Origin of the sequence: Emergencia sp. 1XD21-10 (genome assembly GCF_009936045.1) — a bacterium.
GTDB classification, from domain to species: Bacteria; Bacillota; Clostridia; order Peptostreptococcales; family Anaerovoracaceae; genus Senimuribacter; species Senimuribacter intestinalis.
Map to the genome: position 1 here is coordinate 83,748 of NZ_QWEQ01000003.1, position 11,984 is coordinate 95,731.

12 protein-coding genes are annotated in these 11,984 nt (G+C 44.8%); 3 read left to right on the forward strand and 9 right to left on the reverse strand.

Annotated features, from left to right (window positions below; all coding sequences use genetic code 11):
- Position 1 precedes the first annotated feature (1 nt).
- The 7 genes from porA to D1151_RS01770 form a co-directional block, all read right to left on the reverse strand.
- On the reverse strand, positions 2-1,189 hold the full coding sequence (gene porA, locus D1151_RS01740) for a pyruvate ferredoxin oxidoreductase (RefSeq protein ID WP_161907719.1): 1,188 nt from the start codon (positions 1,187-1,189) through the stop codon (positions 2-4).
- Complete coding sequence (locus D1151_RS01745) at positions 1,190-1,492, reverse strand: 4Fe-4S binding protein (RefSeq protein ID WP_160202811.1); 303 nt, start codon at positions 1,490-1,492, stop codon at positions 1,190-1,192. It abuts the gene before it with no gap.
- Between the two features lie 23 nt (positions 1,493-1,515).
- Positions 1,516-2,103 (reverse strand): 2-oxoacid:acceptor oxidoreductase family protein, encoded by a 588-nt coding sequence (locus D1151_RS01750; RefSeq protein WP_161907720.1) that lies wholly within the window; start codon positions 2,101-2,103, stop codon positions 1,516-1,518.
- Between the two features lie 567 nt (positions 2,104-2,670).
- The gene (locus D1151_RS01755) at positions 2,671-3,252 is read right to left on the reverse strand and encodes an NAD(P)H-dependent oxidoreductase (protein WP_160202813.1); all 582 of its coding nucleotides are present in this window, start codon (positions 3,250-3,252) and stop codon (positions 2,671-2,673) included.
- Between the two features lie 10 nt (positions 3,253-3,262).
- Positions 3,263-3,481, reverse strand: coding sequence for a YdbC family protein (locus tag D1151_RS01760; RefSeq protein ID WP_160202814.1), 219 nt, complete (start codon positions 3,479-3,481; stop codon positions 3,263-3,265).
- A 19-nt stretch (positions 3,482-3,500) separates the two neighbouring features.
- Positions 3,501-5,297, reverse strand: a complete 1,797-nt coding sequence (locus D1151_RS01765) for an ABC-F family ATP-binding cassette domain-containing protein (protein WP_161907721.1) — start codon at positions 5,295-5,297, stop codon at positions 3,501-3,503.
- Between the two features lie 187 nt (positions 5,298-5,484).
- A complete protein-coding gene (locus tag D1151_RS01770) occupies positions 5,485-6,657 on the reverse strand; it encodes a hypothetical protein (protein ID WP_161907829.1) in 1,173 nt (390 codons plus the stop codon).
- A 194-nt stretch (positions 6,658-6,851) separates the two neighbouring features.
- Here D1151_RS01770 and D1151_RS01775 point away from each other — a divergent pair, with 194 nt between their 5' ends.
- Positions 6,852-7,721 carry a LysR family transcriptional regulator gene (locus tag D1151_RS01775; RefSeq protein WP_161907722.1) on the forward strand — a complete coding sequence of 290 codons (870 nt, stop codon included), beginning with the start codon at positions 6,852-6,854 and terminating at the stop codon, positions 7,719-7,721.
- Positions 7,722-7,736: 15 nt separating this feature from the next.
- Here D1151_RS01775 and D1151_RS01780 read toward each other — a convergent pair whose 3' ends face one another.
- Positions 7,737-8,294 carry a biotin transporter BioY gene (locus D1151_RS01780; protein WP_161907723.1) on the reverse strand — a complete coding sequence of 186 codons (558 nt, stop codon included), beginning with the start codon at positions 8,292-8,294 and terminating at the stop codon, positions 7,737-7,739.
- A gap of 183 nt (positions 8,295-8,477) precedes the next feature.
- Between D1151_RS01780 and D1151_RS01785 the strand changes: the two genes are divergently transcribed.
- A complete protein-coding gene (locus tag D1151_RS01785; protein ID WP_161907724.1) occupies positions 8,478-9,260 on the forward strand; it encodes a PHP domain-containing protein in 783 nt (260 codons plus the stop codon).
- A 108-nt stretch (positions 9,261-9,368) separates the two neighbouring features.
- Positions 9,369-10,652, forward strand: coding sequence for a Na+/H+ antiporter NhaC family protein (locus tag D1151_RS01790; protein WP_161907725.1), 1,284 nt, complete (start codon positions 9,369-9,371; stop codon positions 10,650-10,652).
- 752 nt (positions 10,653-11,404) lie between these two features.
- On the opposite strand, the gene D1151_RS01795 is transcribed toward D1151_RS01790, so the two are convergent.
- Positions 11,405-11,983 carry an indolepyruvate oxidoreductase subunit beta gene (locus D1151_RS01795; RefSeq protein WP_160202820.1) on the reverse strand — a complete coding sequence of 193 codons (579 nt, stop codon included), beginning with the start codon at positions 11,981-11,983 and terminating at the stop codon, positions 11,405-11,407.
- Position 11,984: the final 1 nt, after the last annotated feature.

The following is an 11,984-nucleotide window of genomic DNA, read 5'->3' on the forward strand; positions in this document are numbered from 1 at the left end:
TCTATCTATCCTCCAAATCTCTAACGCCGATATGTCTGTAAACCTGGCCGACCTGACCTGTTTCTATCATTATAAAGAGGGCGTCGTAAATTTCTTCGTAAGTGGAAATGGTTACATCTCTGCCACCAAGACCATATACGTAATTGACTGCCATCGGTCTTTTTGCAAGATCGTATAAAGCACTTCGCGTCTCTGCAAAAATAGGACCGCCGCAAGCAGAGAAACCTTCACTCTTGTCCATTACCGCTACAGCTTTTACTTTGGAAAGGGCTGCTGCCAGTTCCTCCATTGGGAATGGTCTGAACACTCTCAGCTTAATGAGACCAACCTTTTTGCCTTCTGCACGAAGCATGTCCACCGCAGCTTTTCCAGTTCCTGCGGAGGAGCCGATTACTACTACCGCCGTTTCTGCGTCATCCATATAGTACTCTTCAAAGAACCCGTATTTTCTGCCGGAAACTTTCTCGTATTCCTTTGCAACTTCCAAGATTCTTGTCTTGGCGTCTTTCATGGCTTCAGCCTGCGCTTTTTTAATTTCCATATAGTATGGAGAAACGCCATAAGGACCTACCGCAAGAGGATTTTCAGCCTTTAAAAGATAGTTTTCCGGTTCGTATTCTCCAACGAAAGCTTTTACATCTGCATCATCGAGAAGCTCGATATTTTCAACAGCATGGCTCGTAATAAAGCCGTCCTGACAGATCATAATCGGCAGGCGGCAGCTTTCTGCAATCGGCATTGCCTGAATATAGTTATCGTAAACTTCCTGATTATTTTCTGCATAAATCTGAATCCAGCCTGCATCTCTGCAGCCCATGGAGTCGGAGTGGTCGTTATTGATATTAATAGGACCGGTCAGCGCACGGTTTACCACTGCCATGGTAATCGGCAGTCTGGAGGAAGACGCTACATAAAGCAGTTCCCACATCAAGGCAAGACCTGCGGAAGAGGTTGCCGTAATTGCTCTTGCACCTGCTGCGGAAGCTCCGATACAGGTGGACATTGCGGAATGTTCAGATTCTACTGCTACAAACTCTGTGTCTACCAGACCGTCAGCGATATACTTGGAAAAATACTGTGGAATTTCTGTAGATGGTGTAATCGGAAACGCCCCCATCACATCGGGGTTAATCTGTCTCATCGCCACTGCAACTGCTTCGTTGCCGCTCATTCTGTCTTTTACTGCCATTTACTTTTCCTCCTTTCCCATAGTGATTGCCCCAAAGGGACATACTTTTGCACAGACGCCGCAGCCTTTGCAGTGATAAAGGTCTGTATCCTCTCTTCTTCCGTCTTTCACCGGTATCGAAACATCTGGACAAAACGGCACGCACAGCATACAGTGCTTACATTTTTCTGCATCGAAGAAAGGAGTTAATACTCTCCATTCTCCGGTATTTACTAATCTGGAAGTGCCCGGTTCATAGATCTCTGCCCCTGTGGTCAGCTCCTGCCACGCACTCTGCTCGTTGATATTCTTTGCTAATTTCATCTCGACTTAACCTACCTTTTAACTTAACCTACTTTTACTTCGTTCATGGACATCTTCAGCGCTTCCATATTGCCTGCAATCACGCCGGGCTTGTTCGCAAATTTATGGCTGAAGGAAGTTTCCATATCCTGCAGAAATTTCTCATTGTCAACGACATTGCTGACCTTTACTACAGCAGCAAGCATCGGTGTATTTGGAAAGTTCTTTCCCAGTGTGGCAACAGAAATTTTCTCTGCATCTACTGTGCACACCTTTCCCCGATAGCCGCGTAGCAGCGGTCTCAGTTCTGAAGGCTCCTTGCTGCTGTTAATGATAATCGCGCCATCTTCAGAAAGTCCCGCTGTCACATCTACAGTATGCAGCAGGGTTTCATCTACCACAACCACATAATTAGGGTTATAAATATTAGAGTGAACTTTATTCTCATAATCAGAAATCCGATTATAAGCCGTAATTGGCGCGCCCATTCTCTCCGGACCGTATTCAGGAAATCCCTGTACTTGTTTTCCGGAGCTAAACGCTACATCGGCTAATAGCAAACATGCTGTTTTGGCGCCCTGACCGCCTCTGCCGTGCCATCTGATCTCTACCGTATCGTTATTCTTTTGCATTCGTTTTCCTCCTATTAATTAAAGATCTGTTCCAGATCACTTGCTTTGCTGCAGCCTGTTGACAAAAATGTCCTATTTCGCGAAATTTGTCAATGTCGCTCGCTATGAGGCGACGCTTCGCAAGGTGCTTTTCTTGAAACATACGGAAATATCGAAGACCCAATATTTCTCCTATGTCATAAAAAACTCCGTCCTGTATCAGGACGGAGATATAAAATCTTCGCTTAACCACCTGCTACAACATACCATCATATGTTCTTCCGATTACGGGGAAGGCCCGTCAGCACTTACTCAACCGCCGCATTTATTAACACAGGTTAGTCTTTCAGCCCTGCAACTCAGGAGTGATATTCAATCTATGCCTACATTCAGTACCGGGCTTTCACCATCCCCGGCTCGCTCTTACCTTTTTGGCGTAAATCTACTGTCTCCGTCAAAGTCTTTGGTTCATATGAAATTTAATTCATGACTATTCTACCTTTTGGCCAGCAGAATGTCAACAGTTTTTGTTTATATTCTACAAACATTTTTTCTTTTCTTTGTTTGTATTTCCCAAGCATACCTAGTCTATTTGAATTTGCAGCGAATTTCCTCGACGGCTTTCGCCACAATCTTCTCTGCATCAAATCCTTCGATATCCAGCGCTTCTGCTTTGATGCATTCTGTTTCAGGAATGCCAAGCATATCGGCTGCTCCACACATATAATCGTAACCATAATTTTTTTCTCCAATGAAGCCGCCCGCTGTCGTAATATATGTCAGCTTTTTTCCATTGCACAGTCCGATAAATCCTGTATTAGTAGCTTTAAAGGTCAAGTCTGCTACCATAATATTTTCGATGTAGACTTTAAGAATTGCTGCGAAGGACAAATCCCAATAAGGTGTGCCGATTACGATATAGTCCGCTTCCTTAAACTGTTTCGCCAGGCTGAACATCTGATGCGTGAAGTCTTTTTTGCGAACCAGGTCGTCCCGAATATCCAATTTCTCCATAGTGTGAGGCTGCACGCTGCCGTTTCTGAGGACTACCGTTTCAACCTCAGTCTCCGGATTTTTTTTCAGAAATTCTTCCAGATAAACGTCGCACAAAATCTTAGTTCTGGACCTTTCATCCCTGACACATGCGTCTATGAATAACAGTTTTTCCATTTCTCGCCTCCTACTGTATCTCGCCAAGCAAGGCTGCCAGCGCTTTTGCCTCATCTTTTGTTAAGGTAACGCCCTTTCCCATTTTCTCATGCGCAGGCGCCCAGTCTCGCAGATCATACTTCGGTGCAGCACCGTTCCAGCTGACCAAATTCAGCTCCTTGCGCCAACCTCTTGCACCTTCTGATAACACGCCGATTTCCTCTATGATTTCATATTTAATATCTGCCATAACACTCTCCTCACTCTTCTTATTTCTTGTAATTGGCAATTTCCTCTGCTAACTCGTTCAGATACGTCCACCGCTCTATCTTTTCAAGCAGCTGTGTTTCAAGTTCTTCCTTCTCCATCTGCAGCTCTGCCAGCTTTGAAAAATCCGTGGCATGTCGGCTCATCTCTGCTTCCGCTTCTGCCAGCCGGCTTTCCAGCGCCTCAATATCCGCATCAATCGTCTCAAACTCTTTCTGTTCATTATATGTGAAACGGGGTTTCTGCGGCTTTGTTTCTCGCCGCTTAGGCTCTGGTGCCTTTTCCTGTTTTGCTATTGTCTGCTGTTCCAAAAGCTCTAAACTGTGCTTTGCCTCATAGTCTGTAAACCCTCCATTGTACTGGCGTATCTCACCACCCGGTAAAAATGCAAAGGTCTTTCGGGTCACTCTATCCAGAAAATATCGGTCATGGGATACGGCGATGACCGCACCATTAAAATCGTCCAAATAGTCCTCCAACACCGTCAGGGTTTCGATATCCAGGTCATTGGTCGGTTCGTCCAAAATCAGTACATTTGGTGCTGTCATCAAAATACTGAGCAGGTACAGTCTTCGCTTCTCACCACCGGAAAGATGTCCAATTTTGACAGAGTGCATATGGGGCGGAAACAGAAAGCGCTCCAGCATTTGGGAAGCTGAGAAACTCCCTTCGCTGGTCTGCACAGTGCCTGCAATATCAGAAATATAACGAATCACTCTGGCATCCTCATCGAGAGCCTGATTTTCTTGCGAGAAATAGCCGATTTTTACGGTATCACCTTTTTCCACTTTACCACTGTCACTGGCGATTTGCCCCATAAGCATACCGAGAAGGGTCGACTTTCCACAGCCGTTAGGTCCGATGATACCGACTCTGTCATTTCGTAAAAGGATATAGCTAAAATCATCAATCAGCCGCAGATCGCCGTAGGCTTTGCTGAGATGTTCAATCTCAATAATCTTCTTACCCAGTCTGCTGGATGCGGCAGTCATTTCCAGCGCGGCATCGCCTATTACCAATTTACTTTCTTCCAGCTGATGGAACCTCTCAATTCTGCCCTTTGCCTTTGTAGTACGAGCCTTAGCACCTCTACGAATCCAAGCAAGTTCCTTGCGATAAATGGCCTGCCGCTTTCTCTCCGATGCCAGTTCCATCTCCTTTCTGGCAGCCTGGGTCTCCAAATAGTAATCGTAATTGCCATCATAGCTGTAAAGCTTTCCGCCGTCGATTTCCACAATTCGGTTAGCCACTCGATCTAAAAAATACCTATCATGGGTAATCATGAATATCGCACCTTTGTAGCGAAGCAAATATTCTTCCAGCCAAATAATGACATCGCTGTCCATATGGTTGGTCGGCTCATCCAGGATTAACAAATTGCTTTCCGCCGTCAAAACTGCTGCCATGGCAACCCGTTTCCTCTGTCCGCCGGAAAGCTGCCCCATCTTCTGTTCAAAGTCGGTAATGCCAAGCTTTGTCAGCATGGACTGGTACTGATACTGCTCAACTTGACTGCCAGTTTCCAAAAGATACCGCGATGCCTGTTCCATCACAGACAGCCCTGGGTCGTAGGGCGGATTCTGCGCCAGATATGCGCTGCGAAGCTCTCTGGATTTTGTGATGGTGCCGCCTTCCTCATCGACTGCACCCGCAAGAATCTTCAGCAAAGTAGATTTTCCGCTTCCGTTGACGCCGATTAGTCCAATTTTATCCTCCTGATCGATGGAAAGGTTCACATCCATCAGCAGCGGCTTTTCTGTATAACTCTTTTTAATATGTTCTGCATTTAGTAAAATCATGGTTCTATTATATACGCTTCCCTATATGAAAATCAACTCTTGTTATCACTTCTTTTCTATCTTTTCCGTTCCTTTGCGGACGTCAATTATGGCGCGCCTTCCGCTGCACCCAGTCAGAATTAGTGAAATAAAATACGGATGCCTAATCATGCAGCATCCGCATTTTACGATATAATTTAAGAAAGCTTTATCCAATAAGCATATATAATAAGTGTGCGCTGACACCAGCAATCAGACCGCCGATTGTATGGCAGAGAATTGCCTTTCCTGTCAATTCTCTGAATCTCAAAGAATCCATCATCGCAACGTGCGTACTCAGATAACCACTCCAACACATGCACATCGCTGTAAAAACTGCGATATCATTACCAGAAGCCAGACCATCTGCTACTAAATTCGGCACCAGTCCAATGGCAGCACCCGCAGCGCCCAGCGCCGTAATTGGCACAGAAATCCCTTCTGCCGCAGTAAAGCCAAACAATGGGGTCAGAATAAATTCCACTTTTTCCGCAAGCCACGGCAAAAATCCAACGCCTTCATAAGCTGCACCAGTAAAAGTTCCATCAGCAGAAGGTCCGCCAGTCAGCATCATCACGATAGTACAGATGATAAGCACGCCAGGAATAATGGCAAATCCCATAGATACGCCATTTTTTCCGCCTTCCAGCATAGCACCCATGAAACGTTCACCCAGGCTGCCCTCACGAATCATTCTTTCGTCAAGGGAAATCTGACCACAACCGGATTTCACATCGACTTCCGCTTCTGTTCCGTAAATTTTCTTTGTATGGCGAAGCATTAATCTTGCACTGACAATACTGCCAATGACTGCACCCAGATTACCAATCAGAGCCGCCACCACAAAGCTTTCGCCTGCCGGTGCCTTAATCCCAATCATAAAGGTAGTAATAATCATGCCCATACCAAAGGCCGTCCCAATGTTAGTCAATGCCGGAAGCTGATATTTTTTGAAATATCTTCTGAAATTATCGTCCTCTGCCAGAGATAAAATTGCTGGATTATCGGACAAATAAGTAGTAACTACGCCTACTATGCTTGCGCCTGGAAGCCCGTAAAGAGGCTTCATTAAAGGTGACAAAATTTTATTAATCGCTGCTACAACGCCGAATTCCGTTAATAATCCAGCAGCCGCACCAGCAAGTACGGCGATTGCCATAATATAAAATACCGTGTTCAGTAAGAGGTCATAGGCTGTATTCATCAGCGTATTCATCATATTGACAGTTCCCATGGTAATTCCAAGGTACCCAAATATCACGCCAAAGATTCCTAAAAATACTAATGTTTCCAGACTAAACGCATTTTTCACCCGGGGCTTTCTATTTTCCACAATTTTCATCTGTGGTTTTGTCAGCTGCGGTTCTCTCTGCACAGATAAATTCTCCTGCATTACAAATTCCTTCCTTCTTTTCACTTTCTTTTTTATCTGTCTTGTATTTTTCTCTCTCATACTGTATCATAAAAGTATAAATCACAAAAGCGAATTTTTTTCATGTTTTACATTATAAAATCAGATATATAGGAGTGAAAACGATGGAATCCAATTTACAGAAATACCAAGCCTTTCTCAAGACTGTGGAATATGGCAGCTTTACCAAAGCCGCTGAACTTTTGAACTATTCCCAGTCAGGAATCAGCCGCATGATTTCCGACATAGAAAAAGAATGGAATCTAACGCTTCTAGAGCGCGGTAAAGCTGGCGTCTTCTTGACCTCTCAGGGCGAAAAGCTGCTTCCGTTTATTCAGTCTTTATGCAGAGAATACGATGCCCTTACAGAACAGGTAGACGAGCTTTCCGGTCTTCACACAGGACTAATCCGAATTGCTACCTTCTCCAGTATTGCTACTCACTGGATTCCTAACATCATCAAACATTTTCAAGCGGACTATCCCGGCATTGACTATGAACTGCTCATGGGTGACTACGAAGAAATCGAAGCTTGGGTCGTCAGCGGCAAAGCGGATTGCGGCTTTCTGCCTCTCCCCATCCGATCCTCACTGGAAACCATTCATCTTGAAATGGACGAACTGCTGGTGGCACTTCCCAAAGGTCACCCCCTTGAACACTGCAAAAAATTCCCTCTAAAGGCGCTGTGCGACGATCCCTTTATTCTTCCAAAAACAGGAAAGCGCGTGGACGCTGAACAGATTTTTCGCTATCATCAGTTAACGCCCAAGATTCGCTGTTCTACTTTCGATGACTACGCCATCATGGCAATGGTGGAAAGCGGTCTGGGAATCAGCATTCTGCCCAGCCTGATTTTAAAGCGTTCCCCCTACAACATCATCACAAAGCCTTTAGAAGAGCCCGCCTACCGTGACCTTGCACTGATTTTGCGCAGCAAAAAAAACGCTTCCCTTGCGGTAAAGCGTTTTCTGGAATATCTGGATTATCGGAAGTAGCCCGCACAGATGAGCTTACTCCCATCCACTTTTCTTCATGATTTTTTTCAGCCTGTCACTAAGTATAAGTGCCAACACCATTTTTATGCTGTCCGGCAGCAAAAATGGGAATACACACCAGCCCAACACTGCGCTGAGACCGATAGCTCCCGTGTTTTGGGTATACACCACCATAAACCAAATAGTCCCAAATACGTAGTAGGTAACCATTCCCAAAACCATGGAGAGAGCACGCACCCAGATTTTCTCACCGAGCAGCCGCTCTAAACTCCAATAGAGAAGTCCGCTGAGCAAAAATCCCAGCACATATCCGCCGGTAGTACCCATCAGCACACCAAGCCCACTGGAAAATCCTGCAAAGACTGGAACACCAACAGCTCCCAGCAGAACATAGATAACAACGACCAGAGTGCCCCTCTTGCCCCCTAACACACCAAAGGCTAAAAACAGCGCAAAGGTCTGCATCGTAAAAGGAACCAAAGTAGGAATTGATATCCAGGAACATACTGCCATAATAACTGCAAACATTGCCACACAAATCATATCATAGGTTTTATTTCTTGTTGTAGTCATAATTAAATACTCCTTCTTTCTTGAACTAAAGAGAGTATAACATCTACGCCTCTTCATGTCAACCTTGTTTTTTAATAAAAGGTGACAATGATGCGGCACATTTCAAACTGCATTTTTGCATAAAATACCTGTATAAAATCCATTTCATATGTAAAGGCTATATCGCGAAAGGAAGTGAATTTGATGATAAAATTCGATATGCACTGTCACACCAAAGCCGGTTCCATCGATGCAAAAATTCCAATCGAACGCTATATTGAACTTTTAATATCTCACGGTTTCTCCGGTATGCTGATAACTGACCACGATACATACAAAGGCTATCGGTATTTTAAAAATTTTTGCCACAGCATAACCAGCGATTTTACAGTACTGGTCGGAGTGGAATACGACACCAGGGACGCCGGTCACATTCTGGTGATTATGCCAGATGGCATTTTTCTGCCTGTGCTAAAAATCCGCGGCATGTCCATTGCGCGACTGATAAAGCTGGTCCATCAGTATGGCGGAATTCTAGGACCTGCTCATCCTTTCGGCACTCGCTACAACAGCGCTCTGCTTCTCCGCAAGCTGCGCAAAAATCCTCAGCTTGTCAACCACTTTGATTTTATTGAAGGCTTTAACACCTGTGAAAGTCCCCTTGCCAACCAGAAAGCGCAGGCCCTTGCAAAAGCATATGGCAAACCCTGTATCAGCGGTTCAGACTCTCACAAAGAAGATTATGTTGGCATGGCATTTACTGCTTTCCATGAGAATATCACCTGCAACAATGATTTAATCTCCGCTATTACCTGCGGTGGAATCATTGCTTTCGGAGGTACAGAACGAATCATGCTCCCGAAGCACAAAAAAAGACATTCTATAGCCGCCTCCCTTGGATTCCGCGCCTACAATCGCAGTCTGGGTCTGCTTTATTCCCCTTACAGACAGCTAAAACTTCGCAAATTACCCTTGCACCGCAAATAATAATTTGATAAAATGTAAATAGCAATTGTCCCTGAGTCGAACCCCACAAAGGTCCGACTTTTTTTCTCAGGATTTTATTATTAATTTACGCAAAAAGGAGACGAAGAAATGAACGAATCAAAACCAAAGGCAAACGGCTGGGCTCTGCTTCCAATTCTGGTATTTCTAATCCTATTTCTAGGAACCGGAATTCTACTCAATGACTTTTATACCATGCCAGCTGTTGTAGGCTTCTTAATCGCGCTTATCGTAGCATTTGTCCAGACAAAGGGCAAAACCTTTACCGAAAAGCTGCACATTGCTGCTATTGGAATCGGGGAAGATAATATCATCACAATGTGCTTGATATATCTTGCCGCAGGCGCTTTTTCAGGAGCAGTATCTGCAGCAGGGGGAGTCGACAGTACCGTCAATCTGGGGCTTTCCCTGATGCCGCCAAGCGTTGCAGTAATCGGTCTGTTTGTCATCGGCTGCTTTATCTCAATTTCCATGGGTACTTCCATGGGTACCATCGCAGCCCTTGCCCCAATCGCTGTAGGCATTGCGGACAAGACCGGCTTTGCGCTGCCAATCTGTATCGGTGCAGTTGTGTCCGGCGCTATGTTCGGCGACAATCTGTCCATGATTTCAGATACCACCATCGCAGCGGTAAGAACCCAGGGCTGTGAGATGAAAGATAAATTCAGAAAGAACTTTCTGATTGTACTTCCAGCAGCAATTATCACCGTTGTCATACTGTTCTGCCTGACTCGCGGCGCTTCTTTTACATTAGAAGCAGAGCTCAATTATAATATCTGGCAGGTTATGCCGTATATCTTTGTATTAGTGACTGCCGTAATCGGAATCAACGTGTTTGTTGTTTTAATCAGCGGCACCGTACTTTCCATTCTCATTGGTCTTTTCACCGGCTCCCTTGTCGTATCTGAAGTATTCACTTCTATCGGCAGCGGCGTCACCGGTATGTATGATATCACTGTAATTTCCATGCTGGTTGCTGCCATCAGCGCACTGGTCAAAGAAAACGGAGGATTCGCTTTTATTCTCGAAAAAATCCATAGCCGTATTCATACATATAAAGGCGCGGAAGTTGGTATTGCTGCTCTGATTTCTGTTGTTGACGCAGCGACCGCCAACAACACCGTGGCTATCGTAATTGCGGGCCCAATCGCAAAAGAAATCAGCGACGACTACGGCATTTCACCGGAACGAAGCGCTTCCCTTCTGGATATGTTCGCCTCCGTATTTCAGGGGATTATTCCTTACGGCGCCCAGCTGCTGTCTGCTGCAACGCTGACAGGGCTAACCTCCTTTGATATCATTCCGTATCTGTTCTATCCTTACCTAATGGCAGTGTGCGGTCTGATCAGCGTCGCTGTCTCGAAGAAAAAATAATAACCCCATCTTGCATAAGGTTAAAGAAGCTGTCTCAAAATAAAATGAGACAGCTTCTTTTCGGCTTTAGGCCAGCGCCCGCTACAAGCAGCTAGTCCGGCAAGTTCATGTACGGGAGCAAACCTGGCAGAAAGAGAATCAAGATATGCCGATGATTTACCCCGCGCCATATTTTAGCTTGATTTCTGTATACATGGCGCGAACCTTTGAGAAAGTGCCAGATACAAAAGCTTTTTAAGAAAAAATGGCGGCTGCAGAAAGAAATGCAGACAGATAGTCGGAAAAACTTTGGTATCCTACAGTAAAATATCAAAAAAGCAAGTATCGGGCGGCAGGCTCGTGCCAGTATTTGAGAAAATGAATCCAAATATGGCGGTTGGCGGATGGCTGGCGCCATGTATACAAAAAAACGCTTAAAATATGGCGTTTTCCAGGAGATGAACGCCATATATACAAAAAAATCCTGAGATTATGGCGCACCGGTTTCTCCACAGCATGAAATACTGCATACCAATCATTAAATCAGATTAAACTTCATCCTGGCATTTGTCTTGGATTCTTTTTCGCTCCAATATCACTTTTACTTCAAAAGAACTGTCTCATTTCCTTACTTTTTAGATAGTTTTTTACATATTGTCAATCATCAGCTTCTCTACCTATTTTTCCTACTTAATAAAAAAATCCGTAGTACCAAAAACAGAAAAACAGGAATCCCTTTCATGCAAGAGATTCCTGTCTTTTAAATTTTATAGTTATTTTACAGCGTCTGCGCCTACTTTGAATGCTTTCAGGTTCAGATCGATGAACTTTTCTTTTACATTCTTTCTGATGATATCTTCCCAGTCGATATCGTCAAGCCCCATCAATTTTACAAGGGCGCCTAGAAGAATGACGTTAGCCGCTTTTACGTTGCCCAGGTCCGCAGCCATTTTGGATGCGTCCATGGTATGTACGCGGTCTGCTGCCTTTTCAATTTCTTCAATGACATCGTTTGCATATTCTTCTACGCCGGTCAGTACGGTCATGGAAGGAATTCTCTCTGTATTGACAACCACTGCGCCATCTGGTTTCAGATAATCCAGAGTTCTCAGCGCTTCCATTTCTTCAAAGGAAACGATGATATCTGCAGTACCCTTTTCGATGACAGGAGAGAATACTTTCTCTTTGCTGTATCTAACCTGAGAAACCACGTCGCCACCTCTCTGGCTCATGCCGTGAATTTCACTCATCTTTACGTCGTAGCCTGCTTCCATCAGACCGAAGGTCAGCATCTTTGCAGCAGTGATGGTGCCCTGTCCGCCGACACCTGATAATAAAATATTCTTTGTCATT